This is a genomic window from Sphingobacterium sp. LRF_L2 (genome assembly GCF_965644235.1).
Taxonomy (GTDB): Bacteria; Bacteroidota; Bacteroidia; order Sphingobacteriales; family Sphingobacteriaceae; genus Sphingobacterium.
Genome location: NZ_CBFFRI010000003.1, coordinates 294,898 through 321,436, shown reverse-complemented (window position 1 = coordinate 321,436; position 26,539 = coordinate 294,898). Strand labels below are relative to the sequence as shown.

Below are 26,539 nucleotides of genomic sequence, written 5' to 3'. Positions count from 1 at the left end.
TATGAGATGTGCATTAGTAACAGGAGGGTCTAGAGGGATTGGTCGAGCGATTTGTCAAAAGTTAGCCTTGGAGTTAGGGTATCATGTGTTGATAAATTATCAGGGGAATGAAGTTGCAGCGAGGGAAACATTAGCTTTGATCGAGGCAGCAGGTGGAAGTGGTGATATACTGAAATTTGATGTTGGCGATGAGGATGCGGTCAAAAGTGCGTTAGAGTATTGGACTGATCAGAACCCAGATGCTATTGTTGAAGTTATTGTCAATAATGCTGGTGTGGCAAAAGACGGTCTTTTTATGTGGATGACTCCCGAAGATTGGACGTCAGTTTTGCATATTTCCTTGCAGGGTTTTTATAACGTTACACGATTCTTTATCCAGAAATTATTAAGACAACGCTATGGCAGAATAATTAATGTGGTATCTGTCTCGGGCATGAAGGGAACTGCGGGGCAGGTAAACTACTCTGCGGCTAAGGCGGGGGTAGTCGGAGCCACCAAGGCCCTTGCTCAAGAGGTTGCTAAGCGAAATATTACAGTAAATGCTGTGGCGCCTGGCTTTATTCGGACTGATATGACGCAGGATATGGATGAAAAAGAACTTATTCGTCTTATCCCCGTTAATCGTTTTGGAGAAGTTGAAGAAGTCGCTGACCTCGTGTGCTTTTTGGCATCGAAGAAATCGGGGTATATAACAGGCGAAGTTATAAATGTTAATGGAGGAATTTATTCATAAAAAATCGAATGAGTAAGCGTGTTGTTATCACGGGAATGGGGATCTACTCTTGTATAGGTACAAACTTAGCGGAGGTAAGACAGTCTCTTTTTGAAGGGAAATCAGGTATTGTGGTCGATACGGAACGTTTAAACTTCGGATTTAAGTCTCCTTTGACAGGTACGGTGCCTCCTCCGGATTTAAAAAAGGTCTTGAGCAGACGTCAACGTATCAGTATGGGGGAGGAATCTGAATACGCTTACTTAGCCACCATAGAAGCATTGGAAAATGCAGGAATTAGCGAAGCTGATTTATTGCAACGGGAGGTAGGGATACTCTATGGTAATGATAGTGTGTCGAAAGCGGTTATCGATTCAACAGATATTGTCCGTGAAAAGCGTGATACCCAATTAATTGGATCGGGAGCTATCTTTAAATCAATGAATTCCACCGTCACCATGAATCTAGCCACCATATTTGGTTTATCGGGAATCAACATGACGATAAGTGCGGCTTGCGCAAGTGGATCACATGCGATAGGTTTGGGATTCATGTTTATACAACAAGGAATGCAGGATTTTATCATCTGTGGAGGTGCTCAGGAGATTAATCCTTATGCGATGGCTAGTTTTGATGGTCTAGGGGTTTTTGCTACGGATATAGATCATCCGACCGCAGCTTCTCGTCCATTCGATAAGAAACGTACCGGTTTGGTGCCAAGTGGAGGTGCTGCCACTGTCATTTTAGAAAGCTACGATTCCGCAATCGAACGTGGCGCTCCTATTATTGCGGAGGTTTTGGGGTATGGGTTTTCCTCAAACGGAGGACATATATCAACGCCAAATATTGACGGACCTGCTAAGGCGATGCGTCGTGCGCTGGATCAGGCTGGTATTGCTCCGTCAGATGTAGCGTATATTAACGCACATGCGACGTCGACACCTATTGGCGATGCTAACGAAGCGAAAGCAATTCTTGAAGTATTTGGAAGCCGTCCGTATGTCAGCTCTACGAAGTCGATGACAGGGCATGAATGTTGGATGGCAGGTGCGTCGGAAATTGTATATTCCACCTTAATGATGCAAGAAGGATTCATAGCCCCTAATATCAATTTAGAGGAACCCGATGATGATATAAAAGAATTAAATTTTGTTTACAAGACGATAAAACAAGAATTTGATATATATTTGTCTAATTCTTTCGGATTTGGTGGAACCAACTCCGCTTTGGTAGTCAAGAAATTTAATAATGAATAAGGTGAGTATATATCAAAAGATAAACGAAATATTGATTGAGGAGTTTGAGGTTGATGAAGAGGTAATTACTCCAGAAGCATCTTTGAAAGAATCACTCGACTTAGATAGTCTTGATTATGTTGATTTGGTCGTTATTATCGAATCCAATTTTGGCGTTAAGCTTGTTGAAGCTGATTTTGCAGGAATGGTGACTTTTCAGGATTTTTATGATGTGGTTGAACGTAAAATAGCGGATAAGAATTAAAAAAAAATGAATGATGAGCCAATGGGACGGAAAATCTAAAGGAACACTCCTTGGCTATAAGATATTTGTACTTCTGATTAAAAAGCTAGGTGTCCGCTCTGCCTACGGATTACTTATTTTTGTTTCCTTTTATTATTTCCTATTTTATCCAAAAAGTTTTAAGGCTATCTATTATTATTGGAGAAAGCGCCAAGGTAAGCGTGCGTTTTGCGCTTTTTGGAAAGTTTACCAGTCTTATTTTGTCTTTGGTCAAACGATTATTGATAAGGTCGCTATATCATCAGGCCTTCGAGATCGATTTACGTATGAGTTTGATGGTATTGATGTTTTGCGAGAAGCTCTCGCCAACCAAAGGGGGGGGATTCTGATATCGGCGCATGTGGGTAATTTTGAAATCGCTGATAAATTTCTCGCTGAAGTTGATTCCAATTTCCAAATAAATCTGGTGACAGTAGATCAGGAAAGGACCGTAATTAAAGAGTATATAGAGCGGATTTCGGAAAAATCTAGCGTTAAGTTTATTAAAATAAAGGATGACATGTCCCATGTGTTCGAAATTAACGATGCTTTGTCAAACAATGAATTGATTTGTTTTACCGGAGACCGTTATTTTGTGGGATCAAAGACTCTTGAAACAACGTTTTTTGGTCAACGGGCTTCTTTTCCCGCAGGGCCATTTCATATCGCGTCAAGGTTGTCGGCACCGGTGGTGTTTGTCTATGTGATGAAAGAAAAAGGATTGCATTATCACCTTTATGCTCGAAAAGCAGAGGGGGTGAAAAGGAGAGATCCAGATTCTTATTTGGCAGCTTATACAAAAAGTGTGGAGAGTATGTTAATGCGATATTCTTTACAATGGTTTAATTTCTTTGATTTCTGGCAACAGGATAAAAAGTAGATAAGACGTAACAATGAAGAAAGTACTTTTTATTTATTTCTCGCAGTCAGGACAGTTGGAGGAGATAGCACAGGCTATTGCTAAGCCAATGATTGCCGATCAGAAAGCGGAGATAGATTTCTATGAAATAAAAATGGTTCATCAGTTTCCATTTCCTTGGACGGCTGATGCCTTTTTTAATGCTTTTCCGGAGTCTTTTCAACAGATTCCTGAGGAAATTCATCCGCCAGCTCCCCACATACTGCAGACAAATTACGACCTCGTTGTGTTGTATTACCAAGTATGGTATTTAACACCGTCTATTCCAATTAATTCTTTCTTAAAAAGTGAATATGCTGAAAAGATATTGGGCAATAGGTCGGTGATTACGGTAAGCGGTAGTCGGAACATGTGGGCGCTAGCCCAGGATAAAGTGAAAGTCTTGCTACAGAAAAACAACGCCACTTTGGTTGGTAATATTGCATTAACAGATAGACATCATAACCTTATTTCTGTGATTACAATTGTGGATTGGATGTTTTCAGGAAAGAAGCGAAAAGCCTATGGCATTTTTCCGAAACCTGGGGTGTCAGATGCAGAAATAAAAGGTGCTACAAAATATGGAGATATTATAGCGCGTCATTTAGGGATTGGCAATTTTGCATCTTTACAGCAAGAACTCGTTAAAAGTGGAGCTGTTGACTATCGATTCTTTTTGGTCTCTATGGACCAAAAAGGAAACAGGATGTTTAAAATTTGGTCGTCTATTATTCTGAAAAATAAAACAAAACGAAAGCGTTTACTTGTTGTATTTAAGTATTATGTGGTTTTTGCCATCTATGTGGTATCTCCCCTGGTCTATTTGGTAGAGTTATTGCTCTACCCGTTCCTGTATTTCTTGAAGTACAAGAAAGAACGGCAGCATTATGAAGGAATCTAAAATGAATGAAGTTTATATAAATAAAATAGCGAAGTTTTTGCCCAATGAACCCATCGGAAACGATCAAATGGAGTCCTATTTGGGAAAGATTAATGATAGAGAATCGAAGGCCCGACGTATTGTATTAAGAAATAACGGAATTACGACGCGTTATTATGCCTTGAGTTCGGATGGACGCCCGACGCATACGAATGCACAGTTGACTGCAGAGGCAGTTAGAGGGCTTTTCGATGAAAGGTTTAAATCTACAGATATGGAGCTGCTCTCTTGTGGAACCTCATCGCCCGACTTTTTGATGCCTTCCCATGCCGTCATGGTGCATGGCGAACTTGGCAACAGAAATGTTGAAGTGAATTCGGCTGCAGGCAATTGTTGTGCTGGTATGAATGCCCTCAAATATGGTTATTTATCTGTAAAGTCCGGAAATACAAAAAATGCAGTCTGCACAGGGTCAGAACGGATGTCCTCCTGGATGGTTGCAGATCATTTTAGCAAAGAAGTTGAGAATTTAAAACAACTGGAAGAACAGCCTATTCTTGCTTTTAATAAAGATTTTTTACGGTGGATGTTATCGGACGGAGCGGGTGCTTTTTTATTAGAGAATTCCCCTCAGGGTGATTTCTCGTTACGGATAGAGTGGATGGAAGGATATTCTTATGCACACGAGCTGGATGTCTGTATGTACGCTGGAGCGGATAAGATGCCTGATGGATCTCTTCGTTCATTCTCCGATTATTCTTCTGAGGAATGGTTGTCTGAATCTATTTTTGCCGTCAAGCAAGATACTAAAATGTTGGATAAGTTTATTTTAGTAAAAGGGGTGGATAGTATGAAACAGGCAATGGAAAAAAATGGTGTAACTCCTGATGATATCGATTATTTATTGCCTCACGTTTCTTCCCATTACTTTGTTGATGGCCTGTATAATGGATTTGCTGAAGCGGGAATAGAGATTTCAAGAAATAAATGGTTTACAAATCTTAAAGACGTAGGCAATGTCGGCGCCGGGTCGGTCTATCTTATGTTGGAGGAACTGCTTCATACGAAAGAATTGAAAAAGGGCCAGCATATCCTGTTATGTGTACCTGAAAGTGCCCGATTTACATATGCTTACGCTTACTTAACCGTTTGCTAATGCATTTACCGGTTACTGGCAACGTTCTTCTCTCTCTGATTCCACAGCGGTCCCCTATCGTTATGGTTTCTAGTTTAGAAGCATATACAACAACTCAATTAACAGCTTCACTTTTTATAGAAAAGGGCTTGTTGTTCACCGATAGTCATGCACTGGCAGAAAGTGGACTTCTAGAGCATATGGCGCAGTCAGTCGCATTGCACACCGGCTATAGTTTTTTTCTGCGCGATGAGGCTGCACCGATGGGGTATATTGGAGCCATCCAGCATGCAGAAATTTATGCATTACCATTAATAGGACAAACAATTTTTAGTGAAGTTCTTATCTTGCAGGAATTTATGGGGGTCACATTAGTTGAAATTATTACTAAATTAGGAGAAGATATTATTGCAAGAGCACAGATGAAAACAGTAATAGCAAACAAATAATGGATGAGCCAATATATACAGCAGCTATAGATATAGAGCAATTTCTTCCACACAGGAGGCCAATGCTTATGGTAGATAAGATATTGGAAATCACGTCGACGAGGGTGCTCTGTAGTTTTCGTATAAATAAGGATAATATTTTTGTAACGGACAATTTTCTACAAGAAATTGGTTTGATGGAAAATATGGCCCAAACGTGTTCATCTATTGTTGGGCAAACTTTTTATGAAGACGATTATAACCCAAAATCAGACAAACGAATTATCGGCTTTATCTCTGGCGTGAAGCAAATGCAAATAGTGGAGTTGCCGTCTGTTGGGGATGAGATTCTTACCGAGTCAACGTTAACGTCACAATTTGATGGAGAAGGTTATGCAACGTGTACGATGGACGTACGTGCAACATGCCGAGATATACTTCTTTCAACGGCTGTCATCAATTTATTCCTGAAAAAGCAATAGCATATGAAAAAATCAGAAGTGCCACAAGATAACGGCCGGGTATTTGAAAAAGGGTCTAGAGAGCTCTATTATGCGGTAGATGAAAATGGAGAATATACGACGGAGCTGAGTACCGGTTGGGATGCTAAGACTGTTGCCCAAGATCTTACGTTGCAAGAACTTCAAGAACGTATAGATAAGGCGAGCGCTGATGTTCGTGCGGGTGTGGCTAGTCCAATTGTCTATTTTATGGAATTGCGTAGAATGGATTGGCAGATTTTATCCGATTATACAGGACTTTGGAAATGGCGCATCAAAAGGCATGTGAAGCCATCGGTTTTTGTTAAGTTGAGTGCTCGCGTTTTGAACAAATACGCAGAAGCATTTGATATTCGTGTAGAGGAATTAAGAAATTATAGAGGAGATTGATGCAATTAGAATTTGAACACCAGATTACGGCCCATTGTGAAAATGGAGTCGCTTCAAATTTGTTAAAAAATAAAGGTTTGGCAATTAGTGAGCCTATGGTATTTGGTATTGGTTCAGGCTTGTTCTATGTGTATTTGCCTTTTTTAAAGGTTAATCATGCCCCTGGACTTAGCTATAGGCCTGCTCCGGGATGGATTTTTAATCGACTTGCAAAACGATTAGGTCTGAAAATCAAGAGACAGAGGTTTTCAAGTAGAAGAAAAGCCCAGCAAGTATTGGATGAGAACCTCCGGAATAATATACCATCAGGCTTGCAAGTGGGGGTTTATCATCTTCCTTATTTTCCAGAAGATTATCGATTTCATTTTAATGCACATAATTTGGTGGTATATGGGAAAGAACATCATGAATATTTGGTGAGCGATCCTACCATGGAAACTGTGCACAGGCTGACAGAGGAAGAATTAGAGAGAGTTCGTTTTGCAAAGGGCGTTTTGGCACCTAAAGGACATATCTATTATCCAATTTATATTCCCTCAACTATAGATTGGGAGAAGGCTATTGTTGGAGCGATAAAAAAGACTTGTAGCGATATGTTAGCTCCTGTGCCAATAGTTGGTGTTAGAGGCATGCGTATGGTGGCAAAGGCGATTCGCAGATGGCCCCAAAAAGTGGGTGTTAAAAAAGCTAATTATTATTTAGCACAAATGGTCCGGATGCAAGAGGAGATTGGAACAGGAGGAGGAGGTTTTCGTTATATCTATTCTGCCTTTTTACAAGAAGCCGGAAAAAAAATAAATAAACCCGCGCTCGTAGCTCTGTCGGCGGAGATGACGGTTATTGGCGACTTATGGCGTGATTTTGCTGTTGATGCTTCCCGTGTGTATAAAAAGAGAAGCAATCAGGAGGATGTATATAATAAGCTATCGAATGACTTGCTGCATTTGGCAGATCTGGAAGAGGCATTTTTTAAAAAGTTGAAAAAATCACTGTGAGTTCAGTTGTTATACATATTGAAAATCTTTCAAAGAAATACCGTGGCGAGGATGATTTTGCTGTTAACAACCTGAGTTTAGAGATTGTTGAAGGGGAGGTTTTTGGCCTTTTAGGGCCTAATGGAGCGGGGAAGACCACACTTATATCCATGTTGTGCGGGTTACTTAAGCCAAGTCAGGGACAATTTTCTATTGCAGGATTCACTTACGAGAAGACCGCTACGCAATTAAAATCATCCATAGGCGTTGTTCCTCAGGATTTTGCGTTGTATCCATCCCTTACGGCTCGAGAGAATCTCTTGTATTTTGGCAGTATGTATGGCCTCTCCGGGCGAGTGCTGGATTCGAAAATTGATGAGGCTTTGGAGAGATTGGGGCTTTCAAAACATAGAGGAAAGAAAGTGGAAGACTTTTCTGGAGGAATGAAGCGCCGTGTCAATTTACTGGCAGCCGTATTGCATAAACCATCTGTTCTTTTTTTAGATGAACCTACTGTCGGGGTCGATGTGCATTCGAAACAGGCTATAATGGATTACTTAAGAAAACTAAATAGTGAGGGAACGACGATTGTATATACATCTCATCATTTACTCGAAGCAGAGGAGTTTTGTACGCGAGTAGGGATTATAGAATCAGGACAATTATGGAGAATCGGTTCTCCGCAAAGTTTGGTGGCATCGGTTCCTGATGCGAGGAATTTGGAGGATGTTTTTATACATCTAACAGGGAAGGGGTTTCGTGATGTATAAACTATGGATGTCTATAAAAAAAGAATTACTCTTATTGGGACGAGATATCGGAGGAATTGTCATCTTGTTTGTGATGCCTTTGATTCTTTTGGTGGCTGTAACGTTGGTTCAAAAAGGCTCTTTTGATTCGATATTAGGGAGTGAGATCGAAGTTTTGCTCGTTGATCACGATTTGGATACTATTTCGTCCCATGTGAAAGAGAATTTCAAAGCAGAAAAGGGGCTCAAGTTAATTACTTCATTGAATGGTCAAGCGATAACGGAAGATGTAGCAAAGCGATTGGTGCATGAGGGAAAATATCAATTAGCAATTATTCTCCCCAAGAACTTAACGCATGATCTCAACTTACATGTAAAACAGAATGTAGATAAGATCTTAGCCGAATTTGATTACAGTGCTGATACAACAAAAGAGGCACAGGTAGCGGTAAATGAAAAGGAAATTAAGCTTTATTTCGATCCAGCTACACAGGCTGCATTTAAGACTGCTATAAAGATGTCTATTGATAAAATGGTTTCTAATATTGAATCAAAAACCATTTACCATACTTTTCAACGTGAATTGGATGAGGAAGCAAACTTGAGCCTCACGGGCCAGCAATTTATATCTTTTAAAGAAGTTATAGAAGGTGGCGATGGCCAAAATTTAATACCGAGTGCTGTTCAGCATAATGTTCCGGCATGGGCATTGTTTGCTATTTTTTTTATTGTAGTTCCTCTTTCTATCAATATTGTCAAAGAAAAGTCTCAAGGTACGATGCTACGTATCAGTACAAGTCCAACATCATATGCACTATTTCTATTGGGGAAAACCTGTACTTATTTACTGATTAGCTTAATTCAGTTTTATTTGATGTTGCTTGTAGGAGCATTTGTTTTTCCTTATTTAGGGTTGCATCACTTTGAAGTTAATGGATATTTTCTACACCTAAGTATCATAGCACTTTTTAGTGGCTTGGCGGCGATTGGTTTAGGGATTTTAATTGGCACTATTGCAACAACACAGGAGCAATCCGCTCCATTTGGGGCAACGCTTACCGTTGTTTTAGCTGCATTTGGTGGGGTGTGGGTTCCTGTTTTCATTATGCCACCAATGATGCAGAAGTTAGCTGCGATTTCTCCAATGAATTGGGGTTTGCGTGCTTTCTACGATATTCTGCTTCGGCACGCGTCGTTGGTCGACATCCTGCCTGAGATTATTTTATTAATTTTGTTTTTTGTACTTACGCTTACCATAGCCACTTTATATGATAAAAAGAAGAGAACGGTTTAATGAGGAAACTAACCTAAAGGAGAATGTCACCATTCCGGTCCGATTTAGTGAAGTCGATTCATTGGGCATTGTATGGCATGGTCACTACATCTTATATTTCGAACAAGGAAGAGAAGCATTTGGTAGAGCCTACGGGATAGACTATTTAACCGTAAAGAAAGCAGGCTACACTACGCCTATTGTCAAATCGAGTTGTGAGCACAGATTGCCCTTACGTTATGGTGAAAATGCGCGCATAGAAACATCCTTTATTGATACGCCGGCGGCGAAGCTGATCTTTCGCTTTCGGATATTTAATGATAAAAATGAGCTGGTCTGTTTAGGAGAGACTATTCAGGTTTTTCTGGATGGGGACAATAATCTGGCACTCAATATTCCTGCGTTTGTTATCGAATGGAAGAGAAAAGTTGGGCTACAAGAATGATTTACGATTCGGTATATATTCATGAAATGAATTGCGTAACGCCTTTGGGCAGCAATTTAGAAGATAATTGGTCGTCTTTGCTCCGTGGGGAAGGAGGGCTTGGTCTACATCATATCGGCACTTTAAGTGATTTATACGCAGCAAAGATCGACGATAAACTATTGTTGGATCTGTGCAATGGCGATAACACACGTTTGGAGAATATGCTTATTTCGGCGATGTTGCCAATATTGAATGCCAGAACGCTTACGGAAAGGACTGCCTTTGTGCTATCAACTACGAAAGGGAATATATCCTCACTAGAGGTGGGAAATGCGAAAAATGTGGAGTTAAGTAGGCTTGCAAAAAAAGTCGCCGTTCAGACAGGGGTTATGACCGAACCTATTGTTGTATCTCATGCCTGTGTTTCGGGATTGCTTGCTTTGTTTGTTGCTAAAAGGTTGATACAGTCAGGTTTGTATGATGATGCTATTGTGCTGGCAGCTGATGAACTCACCGCATTTGTTGCTTCTGGATTTTCTGCATTTCAGGCGATGAGCCCTTTTCCATGCCGGCCTTTTGATCGTGATCGGGCAGGCGTTTCTTTGGGAGAGGCAAGTGCATGTTTATATGTATCTAAAGAGATCGGAAATTATAAAATACTAGGAGAAGGTTCTGTAAATGATGCGAACCATATCTCTGGACCTTCTCGTACTGGAGAAGGGTTAGTTCAAAGTGTAACCGCTGCAGCAAGCGAAGCTGATGTTGATTTAACAACTTTAGACTACATTTCCGCACATGGTACAGCTACCGCTTACAACGACGAGATGGAAGCAATAGCATTTAATCGCTTGGGGCTACAGGCTATTCCTGTAAATAGTCTAAAAGGTTATTACGGACATACGTTGGGAGCCTCTGGATTATTGGAAACGGTTTTAGCCTTAAAAGGGATGACGGAAAACCTGTTAATTCCCACATTAGGCTTCCGTGAACATGGTGTATCACAACCCTTGAACATTGTGAAGGAACTGCAAACGGCTCCCATCCGCAGGCTTTTAAAGACAGCTTCGGGGTTTGGTGGGAGCAATGCGGCTGTAATCATTGATAAAGTATGCTAGAAAAGAATCATATACTTAAGTCCTGCATTATAGCTAACCATCGTATATTCGTGGATAATGAAACGCTCTGGGAGGGACCAGTGGGACTGTCTTTTCAAGAATTTGCAAAGGATGCGTTTAAAAGTTTAACGCCGGATTATCCTAAATTTTATAAAATGGATGCGTTAAGTAAATTAGCGGTCTTGGCAACGGAGTATCTACTTAAGGATGAAGCAAAAGAAGATTTAGCGATTGTGTTGGTTAATAGGTCGGGGAGTCTAGATACGGATGTTAAACACCAGGAATCTATTCGATCGTCTCAAAACTTTTTCCCAAGCCCTGCGACTTTTGTTTACACATTGGCTAATATTTGTGTTGGAGAGATTAGCATCCGTCACAATTTGCAAACGGAAAATGCTTTTTTTATCGCGGAGCGTTTTCCTGTACAAATGGTTCATGCTTATAGTGAATATCTCTTGCATTCGAATAAAGCGAAAAAGGTGATGTGCGGTTGGGTTGAATTTTTTCAAGAAAGTTACCAAGCGGTTTTGTATCTTGTTGGTGAGGAGAAGGGATCTTCCCATTCCGTTGCAAATATTCAACAGATTTTTAACCAAGCAGGGCTTGAATCGTTCATTTCAAGTTTAGAGGATGCACGCTGAAAAATAGCTATAAATAAATAACTGTTAACAAACATTAATACATTTGATTTTATTATATATATAATGGCAACAATAAAAGAAGAATTAAAAGGGAAAATTATCGAGGTGTTAAATCTAGAAGATATAACGACTGAAGATATTAATGATAATGATGCTTTATTTGGTGAAGGTTTGGGTCTGGACTCTATTGACGCTTTGGAACTCATTGTGTTAATGGATAAGGAGTATGGAATTAAATTATCTGATCCTAAACAAGGTAAATCGATCTTTCAGTCAATTGAGACAATGGCGGCTTATATAACTGAAAATCGCACAAAATAATGGCTTCTCCGAGAATTGCTGTTACTGGCATGGGGATTATATCTTCCATTGGATGCTCTGTGGAGGAAAATATGACGGCATTGCTGCAGGGGGCACACGGCATCTCTCGCATAGAAAATTTTCAGACAAAACATGCTGAAGACATTTGGGTAGGAGAGATCAAGTATTCAAATGAGGAACTTGTGCAGTTATTGGGAGGGCCGACAAAAAGTAATTTTACCCGGACAGCTTTATTAGGAATGTATGCTGCAAGCGCCGCTGTAAAATCTGCCGGTATTGACAATATTAATTCTGTGAGGACGGGTTTGATATCATCCACAAGTGTGGGCGGAATGGATTATACGGAAAGGTATTTTTACGACTATTTGCAGAAGCCGGAACTCTATCCTTATATCACAGCACACGATGCTGGAGATTCTACTCAAAAGATAGCGGACTATCTAGGAATTGAAGGAATCGTGACTACAATCAGTACGGCCTGTTCTTCGGCAGCTAATGCTATTATGATGGGAGCGCGATTGATACACAGCGGAAGGCTCGATCGGGTTATCGTAGGAGGAACCGATGCTTTAAGTAAATTTACCGTTAATGGCTTTAAAACCTTGATGATTTTATCCGATAGCTTTTGTCAATCATTCGACGATGACCGTAAAGGCTTGAACCTGGGAGAAGCCGCTGCATATTTGGTGCTAGAGTCGGAAGAACTGGCGAAAAGAGAAAACCGGGATGTATTAGCTTACTTGAAAGGCTTTGGCAATGCGAATGATGCTTTTCACCAAACGGCATCATCCGAGGAGGGTGAAGGTGCATTTTTAGCGATGAAGAAAGCACTGTATACTGCGGGGCTAACTGCGGATAATGTTGACTATGTAAATGTACATGGAACAGCGACACCTAATAATGACCTTTCAGAGGGACGTGCGTTACTACGGATTTTTGAAGAAAATATGCCTCCTTTTAGTTCTACTAAAGCGTTTACCGGTCATACTTTGGCTGCGGCAGCAGCTATAGAAGCTGTATACAGTATTTTAGCGCTTAGGAATAATGTTATTTTTCCAAATCTTCATTTTAAAACTAAAATGCATGAGTTTGATTTGGTTCCAGAAACAACCTTACTAAATCGCGAACTGACGAATGTGTTATCTAATTCTTTTGGTTTTGGTGGAAATTGTTCAACTCTTATTTTTTCGAAACAGTGAAAGCGAGTGTGTTTATAAATGGTATAGGGGCTGTGACAGCACAAGGTATATGGCGGCCGTCGTTGTTGGCTGAAGCGAAAGAGTTAAACCGACCAATCAGTGACGCTGTTCAGCCTGTTTATAAGGATATTATTGCTCCCGCAATGATAAGACGGATGTCTAAAGGGATAAAAATGGGAATCTTTGCCGCTCAACAAGCTTTAGATGAGGCAGGACTAACACTTCCCGATGCTATTATAACAGGTACAGGACTTGGATGTTCCGAAGATTCTGAAAAATTTCTTCGTGCAATCTTGGATAATGATGAGCAATTTTTGACACCAACATCTTTTATTCAATCCACTCACAATACAGTTGCCGCACAAATTGCATTACGCTTAGGATGCAAAGGGTATAACTTTACCTACGTGAATCGTTCCGTTTCATTCGAATCGGCACTCTTAGATGCTCTTCTTCAATTACAATCTTCAGAAGCCACGGATATTTTGTTAGGTGGCGTTGATGAAATCTCAGATCATACCTATTTGTTGCTGCAAAAGATTGGGTATATTAAATCGGAAGGAGTCTTCGAAAGTGTGAAAGAGAGCAGATCTCCTGGTGTGAATTATGCGGAAGGAGCAGCCTTCTTTTCATTAAGTTCAAGTAGAAGTCAGCATTCCTATGCAGCGGTCGTCGATGTGATTATGCAAAACATCGTCGAGAAGGGCGATGTCAGTACTTTTGTGGGCCGTTTTTTGAAGTCTAATGCTATCGATGCGTCTCAGGTGGATGCATTACTACTAGGCTACTGTGGTGATCAAGACGATGATTATTATGATATTGCTCGGGAACAGTTCCCGCAAATACCAGCTTTATACTATAAGCATATTGTAGGGCAATATGATAGTTGTTCATCACTAGCGCTAGCAATCGGTGCCTCGTTATTAAGAGAGCAGCATATTCCGGAAGTACTCTATTGGAACACAATTGATCGGACTTCTACACCTAAGACGATTCTTATCTACAATCAATATAGAGGAGTGGACCACGCCCTAATTCTTATAAGAGCATGTTAAAGCATCAGATTCTGTTTCCGCTATTTATCTTTTTTTTTGTGATAGCGCTCTTGTTAGGAATCTTTGGCGGTAGTTTTTTATGGCTGTTTATTGTTGTGGTATTTGCACTGTTGTTAACCATATGGGGATCTTTTGATATTCGTATAGGGTACTTTGTGAAGACCTTTTTTTCAAAGAAAGAGCCGGATAATAAAGTGATAGCGCTAACCTTTGATGATGGCCCGTCGGCGTTCACTCCAGCTGTTAAAGAGCTTTTATCTAAGTATCAGATGAAGGCAACCTTCTTCTGTATTGGAGAGCGCGTATTAAAGGATCCTGAACTGGTTCGTGCACTCTCGTTGGAGGGACATGTTATCGCGAACCATACGTATTTTCACAAAAAAAACTTCGGATTCCAGACACAAAGACAAGTTGCTGAAGAGATTGCGCAATGTGACAGTGCTATACTACAGGCTACAGGTAAACTTCCAAAGTTTTTTCGTCCCCCGTTTGGTGTAACTAATCCATCTGTGGCTAAAGCAGTCAAAGAATCAAGACATCTCGTCATCGGTTGGAGCAATCGTTCTCTAGATACCGTAACTTCTGATGAAGATCGGATCTTAAAACGAGTAAAGAGAAAGTTGAAGGCGGGTGATATTATCTTGTTTCATGATACATCTCAGCGTACAGTTAACGTTCTGCAACGCTTATTACCTTATCTGAAAGAAGAGGGATATGCCTGTGTTTCTGTAGATGATTTGTTAAATTTGCAAGCATATGAAATATCCATTTAGGAAAGACGACACAAATACGAATGAGTACAGTTTGGATATTCCATATGACCATTACAAAAAAAACGAGTGAAACGAGCTCATTTATTCCAATGAAATCGAACACTCATAAATAATTATACACATATGAAATGTAGATTATTTTTTTTCCTGATCTATCTAATGCTTTTTCCGCGATTTATGGAGGCTCAAACGCGCCCTATGACAGTTGCTGAAAAAAGCACTTTTCAAGAATCGTTAAAAAAAATCGGTGACATTCAGACACTTTCCGCTGATTTTACACAGTATAAATATGTGAGTTTCCTTAAAAAACCGACAGAATCGTCGGGAAAATTATTCCTCAAACATCCAGATAGATTGAGTTGGAGCTACACAACCCCTTTTCAGTATAAAATGGTGTTGAAAGATGGTCAGATTCAGATCGACGATAATGGCAAAAAGAAGACCCTTGCCTTAGGAGGCAGTAAGCAGTTTGAGAAAATGAGTAAATTAATTTCTTCAAGTCTGCATACCGGACAATATGACGAAAAGGAATTTGTTATTGCGTATGTGAAGAAAGATGGGAAAGACGTAGTACGTCTTACTCCAAAGACGGGCGATTCGAAAAAATATATTAAAGAAATCCTTCTCGTTTTTTCTTCTCAGGACCATCAGGTTGAGGAGGTTCAGTTTATTGAACCGTCCGATGATTACACACGATTTGTTTTAAAGAATAGAAAAGTAAATACCAAACTCAATGAATCCGTTTTTAATCTTTAGTTCTGTTTTTCTCCTGGTGCTTACCTCTTGTGGCAGCTATCGTTATCCAGAGTCATCGGGCGTGAGAAATATAGCACCGAAAGAACTTAATAACTACTATGCCGATACGTCAAAGTCTTTTGTTTATCGTGCTAAAATAGAAGCCTTTGGGTGTGATGTGAACGGATCCTTATTGATTAAGACCGTTCAACCAGACGTTCACCGGGTGGCATTAGTTAGCGATTTTGGACAAACATTATTGGATGTAACATTATTTCCTTATACCTATACCAAGCATTATGCAATGGACGATCTAGACCGTAGCGTTGTCGTGAAGGAAATTGTTGATATTTTTCGCGTATTAACCGAACGTCGTTTTTCCTCCGAAGCGCTTATTTTTATGGATAAACAGCGATTTCCTGTTTACTTGGCTAAGGACAGTTATTATACATTTGAAAATAGGCAAATGTTGAATATATCGCGGGTCAAGGGGAAGAAGGAGCATTTTTTAGTTTCTTTTAGAAACATTCAGGGACTGTCTGTGGAAGAGGTAAGCATTGAACATCGAAGATTTCCGATCACGATGCACTTGGTTTTAGATAAAAAACAGTCTACTTTATAATATACGAGTTATGAGTTTAATAGAAGATTTTTACACTATCGAACGTTTTGAAGAGGTAAGTGTTCAGAAATACATCGTGCATGTTTGTCTTAATCCGGCGCATAAAATATTTAGTGGACATTTTCCGGGAAATCCAGTAACGCCAGGCGTATGTATGATGCAAATTATTAAGGAAATAACGGAGAGCATCACCCAGAAATCGTTGTTCTTAACGAAATCTTCAAATGTAAAATTTATGGCTCTTATTAATCCGCTGATTAATCCCATTTTGCAATTAGTTCTAGATCTTTCCACTGACAGTGAGTTGATTAAAGTTAAGAATGTAACTTCATTCGATGATACTGTGGCACTTAAATTGACTAATTTTTATAAAATAAAATAAACATGAAAGGTATTTTAGTTATTTTTCTCGGCTTGTTTTCTTTGTTCGCTATCGATCTGCATGCAGTAAGGAGTCAATTTGAAGAAGCAAAAAACTCGAAAGAAGCGACTGAAAAACTATATATTTCGCTACGCGACTATAAAAAAAATGATCCGCTGCTGTTAGCGTATAAAGGAGCTTCGTTGACCTTGAAGGCACGTTACCTTAGTGAGCGCGAGAAAAAAAAAGAAATGGTTATGCAAGGGATACATCTTTTAGAAAATGCAGTGAAAACATCGCCAAACCAGCTTGAAATTCGGTTAATCCGACTTGCTGTTCAAGAACATTCTCCCAAAATCCTAAAGTATAAAAAAAATATTGATGAAGATAAGCACATCATTTTAGCTAAATTTGAAGAACAATCGTCGGAAGTAAAATCGCTTGTTCGAAGCTATATGAAACAATCATCGGTATTCAGTGCTGAGGAGCAGAAGAAAATAGCCCATTAGATCTATGCTAGAGCTTGAAGTGGTAAAGGAGGAGTTGAAACGTTTAGGGATCGTTGTTGTTATACCGACATACAATAATGAAAAAACCCTAAAAAGAGTGTTGGATGGTGTTCTTCAGTATACGTCGGCTGTCATTGTGGTTAATGATGGGGCTACCGATTCAACTTCTGCTATTTTAGCAACATATGTTGACAGAATTGATGTCGTTACTTTTGAGCAGAATAAAGGAAAAGGAATGGCGCTGCGGATTGGATTGCAAAGGGCTAAGTCTTTAGGGTTTTCCTATGCTTTGACGATAGATTCTGACGGTCAACATTATCCGCAAGACATACCTAAATTTGTTGCTGAGCTTGCGAATGCAACAGCGCCAGTCTTGCTTATTGGTAGTCGAAATATGACCCATGATTCCGTTCCTAAAAAAAGTAGTTTCGGAAATCGCTTTTCTAATTTTTGGTTTTGGTTTGAAACAGGCGTCAAACTAACGGATACACAGTCTGGATTTAGGGCTTATCCGCTTCATGCTATCTCAAAGAGATTTTATACCAGAAAATTCGAATTTGAAATCGAAATAATTGTGCGAGCAGCGTGGCGGGGTGTCGTGGTGAAAAATATTCCTATCCAAGTGCTTTACGACCCTGAGGAAAGGGTATCGCACTTTCGACCCTTCAAGGATTTTACACGAATAAGTGTGCTGAACACTGTACTGGTCTTTCTTACATTCTTTTATATCTTGCCTCGAAATTTCTTTAGAAGTTTCAAAAAAAAAAGCTTCACTGATTTTGTAAAGGAGAATATTTTGGGAAGGACAGATTCTCCAGTGAAAAAGGCTTTATCTATTGGATTGGGGGTATTTATGGGGATAGCACCGGTTTGGGGATTCCAAACGGCAATAACCATTACGCTCGCGGTATTTTTTAGGTTGAACAAGGTTCTGGCTTTTGCCTTTTCAAATATTAGCTTTGCACCATTTATCCCACTGATTATTTATGCTTCTTTGCTTGTTGGCGGTTTGGTATACCCGTCGAGTGCAACTGCTCTTCGCATAGAGGGCATGTCTTTGGATACTATTAAATCGCATTTGTCACAATACATCGTTGGAAGCATTATTTTGGCAACTGTGATGGCTTTGCTTTTCGGCTTTGTCAGTTACTTATTTATGAAATTTAACCGACAACGATCGGTATCAGCAAATTGATGGAAGATTTATTTTACCATATCTACCTGCTTGTACAACGAAAAAAGATATTAGCGTTTACAATTGCGGTCATTTTTCTTCTAGGATGCGGTTTTATCGCGGCTAAAATTCGTTTTGAAGAGGATATCACACAGATAATTCCAAAGACGGAGCGATCGGATGATCTATCTAAGGCGTTAAAGCGTATAAATTTTGCAGACAAAATAACGATACTCCTGGAGAAAAGCGATCATGTTACTACAGATAAATTGACCGAAGTAGCGGCTACGTTTTTGGACTCTCTTGCTAGCGATAGTCTGTATATTAAGTCTGTTACGGGGCGAATTGGTCAAGAGGAAATGGAGCAAACCTATGCTTTTATTTACGAAAACTTACCCTTTTTTCTAGACCAAAATGACTATGCCGAAATCTCGCGGCGTTTATCTCCCGATTCTATAGCTGAACAGGTTGGACAGAATTATCGAACGTTGTTGTCGCCGACGGGGATGGTAGCAAAGGAATTTATTCAAAAGGATCCCTTAGGATTGGCCTTCATTGGCTTGAATAAAATCCGTTCGAGGGCTGTTGGAGATAAGTTGATGTTATACGACGATTTCATTGTAACAAAAGATAGTAGCAAGTTACTCTTGTTTATCGATCCAGTTTACCAAGGTGCAGATACCGAACATAACATGTACATGGTACATCATTTGAAGTCGTTGAAAAGGAAATTGGAAGATCGCTATAAAGACGAGGTACAGCTCTCATTCTATGGTTCATCTTTTATTGCCGTTGCAAATGCCGAACAAATAAAGACAGATATTTCTACCACAGTTTTAATCTCGATGTCGGTATTGATGATCCTGTTGGTGTTATTCTATCGAAAGCTTTATATCCCTTTGTTGGTTTTTATTCCCAGTGTTTTTGCGGCGTTGTTTTCTATAGCCTGTCTTTATCTTTATAAACCTGTCATTTCAGCCATATCGTTGAGTATAGGGGCGGTGTTAATAGGAATAACAATTGATTACGCGTTGCATGTATTGACGCATTATAAGAAAAGTGCGGATGTGAAAGACCTCTATAGGGAACTGACTCGGCCTCTCTTAATGAGCGGTGCAACAAATGCTGTTGCTTTTCTTTGTCTTCTTTTTGTGCATTCGAATGCGTTAGTAGATTTAGGGATATTTGCCTCCTTATGTATATTTTCTTCTGCAATTTTCACCTTGTTGATTATCCCCCATCTTTATCGCCCGAATAGAGAAATTACACATAGTTCATTCTTAGATAAACTTGCTTCATTTCCTTTTGAACAAAGCAAAGCTTTAGTTTTCATTTGCCTGTTTCTTTTTGTGGTTAGCCTATTCACCAGTAGTCGCGTGGGATATAATAACAATATTTCAGATCTGAATTTTGTGCCGGACGAATTGAAAAGTACGGAGAGGAAGTTAGATACTATTCTCAATACCTCTTCCAAATCAATATATCTGGTTGCGACGGGCAAGAATTTGAATGAAGCGGCAAAGAAAGCGGAGCAGCTGGAAGTAATCTTAGATAAAGCAAAAAACAGTGGAGAAATATTAGCCTACAATGGGATGAATATTATTCCGCTATCTGAAGAGGCACAAAGACAGAAGAATGATAGCTGGCGCCGATTTTGGACGAGGGAAAAATTGTTATATGTTGAAGATCAATTGCAACAAGCAGGAGACCATTATGGTTTTTCTGCGGAAACACATGCCGCGTTCTATAGTCTATTAGAAAAGGAGAGGCAGCTCTTGCCAATCGATGATCTCAAAGCACAAAAGTCTTTAGGCTTTGCCGATTTTATTACAAAAGAGAATGATTTTGTTACTATATCCTGTCTTGTAAAACTGGAAGCCTCCAAAAGAGATCAGTTTATACATACTGTGGAAGAACATACAGATGTTCTTGTTATCGATCGACAAAATCTAAATGAGACATTTCTAGGTCAGTTGAGGGATGATTTTAATCGTCTCGTTGGCTACTCTTTTATTGCAGTGCTGTTAATTCTTTGGTTATTTTTCCGCCGTTTGGAACTCGTTTTACTCAGTGCAATTCCCATTGGGTTGACCGGATTTATCACAGCAGGACTTATGGGATTGTTTGGCTTAGAGTTTAATATTTTCAGTGCTATTGTGTGTACATTGGTGTTCGGACACGGCGTTGATTTTAGTATATTCATGACTGCTGCATTGCAACGACAATATAGTACTGGAAAAGATGAGTTGCAGACTTATAGAACTTCCATTATTTTAGCCGTTCTGACGACTGTGTTAGCTATCGGCGCGCTGATATTCGCAAAACATCCTGCATTACTTTCGATTGCTGCAGTTTCTTTGATAGGTGTGTTTGCGGCGGTTATCGTAACCTTTGTGTTCTATCCCTTACTTTTCCGATTCTTTATTTCTAATCGCGCAAAAAAAGGAAAATCTCCATTTACGCTCCGTATTCTTTTTTTCTCGATTTTATTTTTTATCTACTACGGACTTGGATGTATTTTGTTGTCGTTTTTGTGCAGGGTGGTTTTGGCATTGCTTCCATTGGGGAATGAAAAAAGAGATCAAATATTTAGGAAATTGATGGGGGTTTTCATGAAATCTGTTCTTTACTTCCATCCTTTGACGAGAAATAAAACAATGAACCCCTATCATGAAAAATTTGATCAACCCGCGGTAATTATAGCAAATCATAGCTCGTTTTTGGATACATTATCCTTAGGAATGTTAGTGCCAAAGGGAATATTTCTTGTGAATGATTGGGTTTGGAATTCTCCTATTTTTGGACGTGCAGTTCAGGCATTAGGATTTTATCCTGTTAGTCAGGGGTTAGAAAGTGGAATCGACTTTCTCCGCAGTAAAGTAGAGCAAGGATATTCACTGATTGTTTTTCCAGAAGGTACAAGATCTTACGACAATGTCGTCAAGAGGTTTCATAAGGGGGCATTTTATCTTGCGGAACAATTTGATCTCGATATTTTACCTATTTATTTGTTAGGTAATGGCGATGTTTTGCCCAAAGGCGACATACTTATTTTTGATGGGATGCTGCGACCCGTTATTGGAAAGCGTATCCGCCAAAATGAGGTAGAATACGGAAGCACATATCTATCGAAGACAAAAAGTATCACAAAAAATTTCAGAACCATCTACCATGAATGGCGCTTAAAGATGGAAGATGCCAGCTATTTTAATAGAAAATTAGAACTTGCTTACCTTTTTAAGGATCCTGAAATTATAGCTGCTGTGAAGCAAAATATAAGGCTTTATGCGACGTATTACTATGAACTGAATCCTTTATTAGGAGATGATAAAAAGATAGTACATTGGTCTGATTCTTTTGGAGAACACGATTATCTTTTATCACTTCAACAAGGGAATAGAAAAGTATTTGGGGTTATTCGCGATCCGGAAAAAAGACAGGTTGCTGAAAGCATTTACTGGCGGATCCATCGGCAAGTATCTTTTAGTGAAGTATCGGTAGAATCAGCGGATGCATTGGTGATCCATCCTTCTATTGTATTGCGTTCTGCAGATAAAGTGCAGTTGCAGTTTTTTCAAAAAATATATACCTTTAATGAGCAGCCTTTACTCGTGCAGCTTGGCTGGACAGAAGTTGTCCTTTCTTCATTAATTAGACAATACGTAAATGACTCTGAAAAGCAGTGACTATGACGTCGTAATTATTGGTAGTGGTTTAGGAGGATTGGTTAGCGCGGTGATATTAGCCAAAGAGGGTAAGCGCGTGTGTGTCTTGGAAAAGAATAATCAATTTGGCGGAAACCTGCAAACGTTCTCTAGAAACAAAAAGCTGTTTGATACCGGTGTACATTATATAGGAGGTCTTGAAGAAGGTCAAAATTTAAACCGCTATTTTTCCTATCTAGGTATCATGTCTGATTTAGATATTCAACGGATGCCTAAGGTCTTTGATCAGATTTGTTTCGAGAATGAACATATTCGTTACCCGATTGCTCAGGGATATGCCTCGTTTGTGGATGAGCTTCGCGTTTTTTTTCCGGAGGAGGAAGTATGCCTGTTGAAATATGTGGCAGATTTGCAATATGTGTGTTCCGCATTTCCTTTATATTACCTTCAAGAAGGTGATGGTTATAAAGCAGAGGTAATGTCTTTGAGTGTATCGGATTACTTTGATTCGTTGACCTCAAATAAAAAGCTGCAAGCCGTTTTGATAGGAAATAACTTTTTGTACGCGGGCGAGAAAGGGAAAACCCCTTTTTATGTTCATGCCCTAGCGGTGAATTCTTATGTACAAAGTGCATATCGCTGTCGAGTGGGGGGGAGTCAGATCAGTAAATTATTAATCAAGCATCTTCGCGCTTTGGGAGGAGAGGCTTACACGCGCGAAGAGGTTGTGAAGGTAGTTGTCAATGAACGTAAGGTTTCTCACGTAATAACGCATAAAGGCACTGTGGTCAATGCAGATTTGTTTATAAGTAATGTGGATACCAAATTATTGCTGCAGTTGGTAGGGCGTGAGCATTTCCGGAAAAGCTATTACGATCGCATCCAAGAATTACCTGTAACAACATCAGCGTTCAGTTTGCATCTTGTTTTAGAAGATAAGAAAATCCCTTACCTGGCGAGTAATCTTTATTTTCATAAAAATATCGAGTCTGTCTGGTCAGCTTCTACTTATCATGAGGGAGACTGGCCTACTATGTTTATGCTTTCTATGACCGAAGATACCAACGCGCCAGGATATGCAGATACCATAACTATACTTACGTATATGCACTATGAGGAGTTCGCTGATTGGGAAGATAGTTTCAACACGGTTGTTCAGCCCAACAATCGTGGTTCGGATTATGAGGTGTTCAAAGCGCAAAAGGTAGACTTGTTGTTGAATCTTGTCGAAAAAGAGTTTCCTAACCTTCGTGATGCGGTGAAGGGGATGCATACATCTAGCCCTTTATCCTACCGAGATTATATTGGAATGCATAAAGGCAATTTATATGGGCATGTAAAGGATGTTAACGATCCTCTAAAAACATTTGTCTCGCCGAAAACTAAAATAGAAAACCTCTATTTAACAGGGCATGGTATTTATATGCATGGAATATTGGGCGTTACCGTCGGAGCATTCTCTACTTGTGCGGAAATACTAGGGAAGTCTTATTTGTTACAGAAAATAAATGGTTGAAGACATGTATAAGTATACTTTTTTCTTGCTGATATCTTATTTTCTTTTTTCTTGTTCTCTTCAAAAAAAGAATTTTTCGCATGTTTCTGCAAACTTAGATTCGGTAGCATTTTCTCGGGATGACGACTCTATAAAAGTTTTGGGAAAAGATTTTCTCATCCAAAATAGTTACGGAAGTTGGGAATTGTATGTAGGTGGAGATCCCGCGACTTTAGGTCGTCAGATTGGTTTTTTGTCATCTTCTCTTTATAATGAACAGGAGCGTATTTTTGGAGAACAATTGTCTTCTTTTTTACCAACAGAGAGAAAAAGGAGATGGATGATGCGTTTTATTCGTTGGTATAACCGGAAATTAGAACGTTACATTGACTACGAGTATTTGGAGGAGATCTATGCTTTATCTACGTTCTCTAAGCAAAATCTAGGACATTTAGGGTCTCCCTATCAAAGAGCGTTATGGATGCATGGGGCGCACGATATTGGACATGCGTTACAAGACTTGGCAATGGTAGGGTGTTCGTCTTTTGCTGTTTGGGGAGAACATTCTGCTGATGGCAATCTTTTAATTGCTAGAAATCTTGATTTTTATTTTGGGGATGATTTCGCGAAGCGAAAGATGATCTACTTTGTTCAACCGGAAAAGGGCATTCCATTTATGTCTGTTTCTTGGCCTGGAATGGTTGGTGTTTTATCCGGTATGAATTTGCATGGACTAACAATCTCGTTGAATGCGGGAAAATCGTCCATTCCTTTTTCTGCCAAGACCCCAATTTCTATTGTTGCCAGAGAAATTTTACAATATGCTTCAACCATAGATGAAGCTATTGCTATTGCTAAAACTAAAAAGGTGTTTGTTTCGGAGTCTCTTTTGATAGGTAGCGCTAGCGATCGACGGGCCATCATTATCGAATTATCTCCTCAAAAAATGGATGTGGTGGAGGCTACATCGGGGAAACTTATTTGTACCAATCATTTTCAAAGTGATAAATACAAAAAGGACCGTCGAAATATAAAGCATATGCTTGAGAGCCATTCGCTTTATCGGTATCAGAAATTGGAGGAACTACTCGATGCAAAAGATACCATCAATGTGATCGATGCGGTACATATTTTAAGAGACAGAGAAGGGGTAGCGGGAGTTTCGTTGGGTATGGGAAATGATAAAAGTTTGAATCATTTGCTTGCGCATCATGGAATTATATTTCAACCGGAATCTCTTTTGGTACATGTGGCGAATAGCCCTGGTCAAATGGGAGACTTTGTAAGTTATGATCTGCGGCAGATTTTTGAGCGACGAGGAGATGTTCCGCAATCATTTGCGGTCTTAAAGACGGGAATGGAAGCAGATCCTTTTGTTGAGACAGAAGATTACAGGAATTTTAAGCGTTTTAGAGCGCAAACAGAAGATTATCTATCTCGTTTGGATGCGAAAGAAGTGAACGTTGATGATGAAGACTTGAATGGCTATGTGTCGCTGAATCCCGATTTGTGGTTGGGCTACTATATTCAGGGAAGAATTCATTATCTTCATCGCGATTATTCGAAAGCCAAGGTGAGCTTCGAAAAGGCGTTAGCGAAAGAGTTGCCAACGCTTCGGGTAAAAAAGGATATTGAGCGATATCTAGAAAGGACAATGCGGCAATGGAACAAAAAACGGTGATGGAACAACAAGCGCGCTTTGAAATAAAGGCTTATCAAGAAGAGCTATTGCGGCGTCAGCTTAGCTATTTAAAAGTACATTCGCCTTTTTATCGGAGATTATTTGAAACACATCACATCGATGTGGATCGTATTCAAACAATAGAAGACCTTGTCGGCATTCCCACCACAAGTAAAGATGATATACAGCGACATAATGCAGATTTTTTCTGTGTGGATCGGACGGAGATTGTAGATTATTGTTCAACGTCAGGAACATTAGGAAGTCCCGTAACCTTCGGCTTGACCGATAGTGATTTAGATCGATTGGCGTATAACGAGATGCGTTCTTTTCAAACGATAGGGATTGATAAAGGAGATATCGTGCAGATCATGACCACCTTGGACCGACGTTTTATGGCCGGTATAGCCTATTTTTTAGGTTTGCGTAAGCTCGGTGCAGGTGTCCTGCGTGTGGGCTCAGGCGTTCCCCAGATGCAATGGGATGCTATTTTGCAACATAAACCTCGTTTTTTAATTGCTGTGCCTTCTTTCTTGTTGAAGATGATCGAATATGCAGAGCTACATGGTATTGACTATAGAGGATCTAGTGTGGAAGGAGTTCTTTGTATCGGAGAATCTTTGCGGACTCCTGATTTTCAAGATTCTCTTTTGACGCAGCGGATAAAGGAGAAATGGCCATTGAAGCTACATTCGACCTATGCTTCTACCGAGATGGGTGCTGCATTTACGGAATGTTCCCATTTTCAAGGGGGGCACGTTCATGAAGATCTTATTATTACAGAAGTTTTAGATGAAGAGGGGAATGTTGTTCCCGATGGATGTTTAGGAGAATTGGTTGTCACGACATTAGGCATAAAAGGAGTTCCATTGTTGCGGTTTAAAACCGGGGATATGGTAAGAAAGCATAGTGAAGAATGTCCCTGTGGTAGAAAGACATACAGAATTGGTCCTGTTGAAGGACGTAAACAGCAGATGGTAAAATACAAAGGAACAACGCTTTATCCACCTGCTATGCATGATCTACTTGTGGGATTTCCTCGTATTGATCATCATGTTATTGAAATATCGCATAATGAAATAGGCACTGACGAGATCATAATTTATATAAGCTCGAAAGAGCAAACCGATGAATTCCTGTTAGAGGTTAAAGACTATTTTAGAGCGAAGTTACGTGTCGCACCACGTGTAGAATGGCGTAGTGCTGAAGATTTGCAACGCGTAATCTTTAACCCTTTAAGTAGAAAGCCTATTACTTTTATTGATAAAAGAAAAGCCTAATCGATACGTTCAGGAGTACAGTCGCCAAT

28 protein-coding genes are annotated in these 26,539 nt (G+C 39.7%); all 28 read left to right on the top strand.

Annotated elements, in window-relative coordinates; translation table 11 throughout:
- The first annotated feature begins 1 nt into the window (after window position 1).
- A complete protein-coding gene (fabG, locus tag ACSZOX_RS07355) occupies window positions 2-733 on the top strand; it encodes a 3-oxoacyl-ACP reductase FabG (RefSeq protein WP_437919212.1) in 732 nt (243 codons plus the stop codon).
- 8 nt (window positions 734-741) lie between these two features.
- Entirely contained in the window at window positions 742-1,968 is a 1,227-nt protein-coding gene (locus ACSZOX_RS07350) for a beta-ketoacyl-[acyl-carrier-protein] synthase family protein (protein WP_437919211.1), read from the top strand.
- 1 nt (window position 1,969) lies between these two features.
- On the top strand, window positions 1,970-2,212 hold the full coding sequence (locus tag ACSZOX_RS07345) for a phosphopantetheine-binding protein (protein WP_437919210.1): 243 nt from the start codon (window positions 1,970-1,972) through the stop codon (window positions 2,210-2,212).
- 10 nt (window positions 2,213-2,222) lie between these two features.
- A complete protein-coding gene (locus ACSZOX_RS07340) occupies window positions 2,223-3,110 on the top strand; it encodes an LpxL/LpxP family acyltransferase (RefSeq protein WP_437919209.1) in 888 nt (295 codons plus the stop codon).
- Between the two features lie 13 nt (window positions 3,111-3,123).
- Window positions 3,124-4,029 carry a hypothetical protein gene (locus ACSZOX_RS07335; protein WP_437919208.1) on the top strand — a complete coding sequence of 302 codons (906 nt, stop codon included), beginning with the start codon at window positions 3,124-3,126 and terminating at the stop codon, window positions 4,027-4,029.
- The gene (locus tag ACSZOX_RS07330; protein WP_437919207.1) at window positions 4,016-5,164 is read left to right on the top strand and encodes a beta-ketoacyl-ACP synthase III; all 1,149 of its coding nucleotides are present in this window, start codon (window positions 4,016-4,018) and stop codon (window positions 5,162-5,164) included. The genes ACSZOX_RS07335 and ACSZOX_RS07330 overlap by 14 nt, the downstream gene beginning before the upstream one ends.
- Entirely contained in the window at window positions 5,164-5,592 is a 429-nt protein-coding gene (locus ACSZOX_RS07325; RefSeq protein WP_437919206.1) for a hypothetical protein, read from the top strand. Before ACSZOX_RS07330 ends, ACSZOX_RS07325 begins: the two co-directional genes overlap by 1 nt.
- Window positions 5,592-6,053, top strand: a complete 462-nt coding sequence (locus tag ACSZOX_RS07320; RefSeq protein WP_437919205.1) for a hypothetical protein — start codon at window positions 5,592-5,594, stop codon at window positions 6,051-6,053. The genes ACSZOX_RS07325 and ACSZOX_RS07320 overlap by 1 nt, the downstream gene beginning before the upstream one ends.
- A 3-nt stretch (window positions 6,054-6,056) precedes the next feature.
- Window positions 6,057-6,461 carry a hypothetical protein gene (locus ACSZOX_RS07315; protein WP_437919204.1) on the top strand — a complete coding sequence of 135 codons (405 nt, stop codon included), beginning with the start codon at window positions 6,057-6,059 and terminating at the stop codon, window positions 6,459-6,461.
- Window positions 6,461-7,456, top strand: a complete 996-nt coding sequence (locus tag ACSZOX_RS07310) for a BtrH N-terminal domain-containing protein (protein ID WP_437919203.1) — start codon at window positions 6,461-6,463, stop codon at window positions 7,454-7,456. Before ACSZOX_RS07315 ends, ACSZOX_RS07310 begins: the two co-directional genes overlap by 1 nt.
- The gene (locus ACSZOX_RS07305; protein ID WP_437919202.1) at window positions 7,453-8,205 is read left to right on the top strand and encodes an ABC transporter ATP-binding protein; all 753 of its coding nucleotides are present in this window, start codon (window positions 7,453-7,455) and stop codon (window positions 8,203-8,205) included. The genes ACSZOX_RS07310 and ACSZOX_RS07305 overlap by 4 nt, the downstream gene beginning before the upstream one ends.
- A gap of 7 nt (window positions 8,206-8,212) precedes the next feature.
- Window positions 8,213-9,478, top strand: a complete 1,266-nt coding sequence (locus ACSZOX_RS07300) for an ABC transporter permease (protein WP_437919201.1) — start codon at window positions 8,213-8,215, stop codon at window positions 9,476-9,478.
- On the top strand, window positions 9,453-9,902 hold the full coding sequence (locus tag ACSZOX_RS07295) for an acyl-CoA thioesterase (protein ID WP_437919200.1): 450 nt from the start codon (window positions 9,453-9,455) through the stop codon (window positions 9,900-9,902). The genes ACSZOX_RS07300 and ACSZOX_RS07295 overlap by 26 nt, the downstream gene beginning before the upstream one ends.
- Complete coding sequence (locus ACSZOX_RS07290; protein ID WP_437919199.1) at window positions 9,872-10,999, top strand: beta-ketoacyl synthase N-terminal-like domain-containing protein; 1,128 nt, start codon at window positions 9,872-9,874, stop codon at window positions 10,997-10,999. The genes ACSZOX_RS07295 and ACSZOX_RS07290 overlap by 31 nt, the downstream gene beginning before the upstream one ends.
- Complete coding sequence (locus ACSZOX_RS07285; RefSeq protein WP_437919198.1) at window positions 10,993-11,640, top strand: hypothetical protein; 648 nt, start codon at window positions 10,993-10,995, stop codon at window positions 11,638-11,640. Before ACSZOX_RS07290 ends, ACSZOX_RS07285 begins: the two co-directional genes overlap by 7 nt.
- Before the next feature lie 63 nt (window positions 11,641-11,703).
- Window positions 11,704-11,961, top strand: a complete 258-nt coding sequence (locus ACSZOX_RS07280; RefSeq protein ID WP_437919197.1) for a phosphopantetheine-binding protein — start codon at window positions 11,704-11,706, stop codon at window positions 11,959-11,961.
- Entirely contained in the window at window positions 11,961-13,160 is a 1,200-nt protein-coding gene (locus tag ACSZOX_RS07275; RefSeq protein ID WP_437919196.1) for a beta-ketoacyl-[acyl-carrier-protein] synthase family protein, read from the top strand. The genes ACSZOX_RS07280 and ACSZOX_RS07275 overlap by 1 nt, the downstream gene beginning before the upstream one ends.
- On the top strand, window positions 13,157-14,215 hold the full coding sequence (locus tag ACSZOX_RS07270; RefSeq protein ID WP_437919195.1) for a beta-ketoacyl synthase N-terminal-like domain-containing protein: 1,059 nt from the start codon (window positions 13,157-13,159) through the stop codon (window positions 14,213-14,215). The genes ACSZOX_RS07275 and ACSZOX_RS07270 overlap by 4 nt, the downstream gene beginning before the upstream one ends.
- Complete coding sequence (locus tag ACSZOX_RS07265) at window positions 14,209-14,988, top strand: polysaccharide deacetylase family protein (protein ID WP_437919194.1); 780 nt, start codon at window positions 14,209-14,211, stop codon at window positions 14,986-14,988. Before ACSZOX_RS07270 ends, ACSZOX_RS07265 begins: the two co-directional genes overlap by 7 nt.
- Before the next feature lie 123 nt (window positions 14,989-15,111).
- A complete protein-coding gene (locus ACSZOX_RS07260) occupies window positions 15,112-15,744 on the top strand; it encodes an outer membrane lipoprotein carrier protein LolA (RefSeq protein WP_437919193.1) in 633 nt (210 codons plus the stop codon).
- On the top strand, window positions 15,722-16,345 hold the full coding sequence (locus tag ACSZOX_RS07255; protein WP_437919192.1) for a hypothetical protein: 624 nt from the start codon (window positions 15,722-15,724) through the stop codon (window positions 16,343-16,345). The genes ACSZOX_RS07260 and ACSZOX_RS07255 overlap by 23 nt, the downstream gene beginning before the upstream one ends.
- Before the next feature lie 10 nt (window positions 16,346-16,355).
- Window positions 16,356-16,727: a hypothetical protein gene (locus ACSZOX_RS07250; protein WP_437919191.1), complete on the top strand. Its 372-nt coding sequence runs from the start codon at window positions 16,356-16,358 to the stop codon at window positions 16,725-16,727.
- Window positions 16,728-16,729: 2 nt separating this feature from the next.
- A complete protein-coding gene (locus tag ACSZOX_RS07245; RefSeq protein ID WP_437919190.1) occupies window positions 16,730-17,215 on the top strand; it encodes a hypothetical protein in 486 nt (161 codons plus the stop codon).
- A 4-nt stretch (window positions 17,216-17,219) separates the two neighbouring features.
- On the top strand, window positions 17,220-18,410 hold the full coding sequence (locus tag ACSZOX_RS07240) for a DUF2062 domain-containing protein (RefSeq protein ID WP_437919189.1): 1,191 nt from the start codon (window positions 17,220-17,222) through the stop codon (window positions 18,408-18,410).
- A complete protein-coding gene (locus ACSZOX_RS07235; protein WP_437919188.1) occupies window positions 18,410-22,075 on the top strand; it encodes a 1-acyl-sn-glycerol-3-phosphate acyltransferase in 3,666 nt (1,221 codons plus the stop codon). The genes ACSZOX_RS07240 and ACSZOX_RS07235 overlap by 1 nt, the downstream gene beginning before the upstream one ends.
- Window positions 22,056-23,570: a phytoene desaturase family protein gene (locus ACSZOX_RS07230; RefSeq protein WP_437919187.1), complete on the top strand. Its 1,515-nt coding sequence runs from the start codon at window positions 22,056-22,058 to the stop codon at window positions 23,568-23,570. Before ACSZOX_RS07235 ends, ACSZOX_RS07230 begins: the two co-directional genes overlap by 20 nt.
- Window positions 23,571-23,574: 4 nt before the next feature.
- Window positions 23,575-25,230, top strand: coding sequence for a C45 family autoproteolytic acyltransferase/hydolase (locus ACSZOX_RS07225; RefSeq protein ID WP_437919186.1), 1,656 nt, complete (start codon window positions 23,575-23,577; stop codon window positions 25,228-25,230).
- Window positions 25,212-26,510, top strand: a complete 1,299-nt coding sequence (locus ACSZOX_RS07220) for a phenylacetate--CoA ligase family protein (RefSeq protein ID WP_437919185.1) — start codon at window positions 25,212-25,214, stop codon at window positions 26,508-26,510. Before ACSZOX_RS07225 ends, ACSZOX_RS07220 begins: the two co-directional genes overlap by 19 nt.
- Window positions 26,511-26,539 lie beyond the last annotated feature (29 nt).

Coding starts and splice junctions, on each gene's coding strand:
- fabG (WP_437919212.1), top strand. CDS start 2: ATGAGATGTGCATTAGTAACAGGAGGGTCTAGAGGGATTGGTCGAGCG.
- ACSZOX_RS07350 (WP_437919211.1), top strand. CDS start 742: ATGAGTAAGCGTGTTGTTATCACGGGAATGGGGATCTACTCTTGTATA.
- ACSZOX_RS07340 (WP_437919209.1), top strand. CDS start 2,223: ATGATGAGCCAATGGGACGGAAAATCTAAAGGAACACTCCTTGGCTAT.
- ACSZOX_RS07335 (WP_437919208.1), top strand. CDS start 3,124: ATGAAGAAAGTACTTTTTATTTATTTCTCGCAGTCAGGACAGTTGGAG.
- ACSZOX_RS07330 (WP_437919207.1), top strand. CDS start 4,016: ATGAAGGAATCTAAAATGAATGAAGTTTATATAAATAAAATAGCGAAG.
- ACSZOX_RS07325 (WP_437919206.1), top strand. CDS start 5,164: ATGCATTTACCGGTTACTGGCAACGTTCTTCTCTCTCTGATTCCACAG.
- ACSZOX_RS07320 (WP_437919205.1), top strand. CDS start 5,592: ATGGATGAGCCAATATATACAGCAGCTATAGATATAGAGCAATTTCTT.
- ACSZOX_RS07315 (WP_437919204.1), top strand. CDS start 6,057: ATGAAAAAATCAGAAGTGCCACAAGATAACGGCCGGGTATTTGAAAAA.
- ACSZOX_RS07310 (WP_437919203.1), top strand. CDS start 6,461: ATGCAATTAGAATTTGAACACCAGATTACGGCCCATTGTGAAAATGGA.
- ACSZOX_RS07300 (WP_437919201.1), top strand. CDS start 8,213: ATGTCTATAAAAAAAGAATTACTCTTATTGGGACGAGATATCGGAGGA.
- ACSZOX_RS07295 (WP_437919200.1), top strand. CDS start 9,453: ATGATAAAAAGAAGAGAACGGTTTAATGAGGAAACTAACCTAAAGGAG.
- ACSZOX_RS07290 (WP_437919199.1), top strand. CDS start 9,872: ATGGAAGAGAAAAGTTGGGCTACAAGAATGATTTACGATTCGGTATAT.
- ACSZOX_RS07285 (WP_437919198.1), top strand. CDS start 10,993: ATGCTAGAAAAGAATCATATACTTAAGTCCTGCATTATAGCTAACCAT.
- ACSZOX_RS07280 (WP_437919197.1), top strand. CDS start 11,704: ATGGCAACAATAAAAGAAGAATTAAAAGGGAAAATTATCGAGGTGTTA.
- ACSZOX_RS07275 (WP_437919196.1), top strand. CDS start 11,961: ATGGCTTCTCCGAGAATTGCTGTTACTGGCATGGGGATTATATCTTCC.
- ACSZOX_RS07265 (WP_437919194.1), top strand. CDS start 14,209: ATGTTAAAGCATCAGATTCTGTTTCCGCTATTTATCTTTTTTTTTGTG.
- ACSZOX_RS07260 (WP_437919193.1), top strand. CDS start 15,112: ATGAAATGTAGATTATTTTTTTTCCTGATCTATCTAATGCTTTTTCCG.
- ACSZOX_RS07255 (WP_437919192.1), top strand. CDS start 15,722: ATGAATCCGTTTTTAATCTTTAGTTCTGTTTTTCTCCTGGTGCTTACC.
- ACSZOX_RS07250 (WP_437919191.1), top strand. CDS start 16,356: ATGAGTTTAATAGAAGATTTTTACACTATCGAACGTTTTGAAGAGGTA.
- ACSZOX_RS07245 (WP_437919190.1), top strand. CDS start 16,730: ATGAAAGGTATTTTAGTTATTTTTCTCGGCTTGTTTTCTTTGTTCGCT.
- ACSZOX_RS07240 (WP_437919189.1), top strand. CDS start 17,220: ATGCTAGAGCTTGAAGTGGTAAAGGAGGAGTTGAAACGTTTAGGGATC.
- ACSZOX_RS07235 (WP_437919188.1), top strand. CDS start 18,410: ATGGAAGATTTATTTTACCATATCTACCTGCTTGTACAACGAAAAAAG.
- ACSZOX_RS07230 (WP_437919187.1), top strand. CDS start 22,056: ATGACTCTGAAAAGCAGTGACTATGACGTCGTAATTATTGGTAGTGGT.
- ACSZOX_RS07225 (WP_437919186.1), top strand. CDS start 23,575: ATGTATAAGTATACTTTTTTCTTGCTGATATCTTATTTTCTTTTTTCT.
- ACSZOX_RS07220 (WP_437919185.1), top strand. CDS start 25,212: ATGGAACAAAAAACGGTGATGGAACAACAAGCGCGCTTTGAAATAAAG.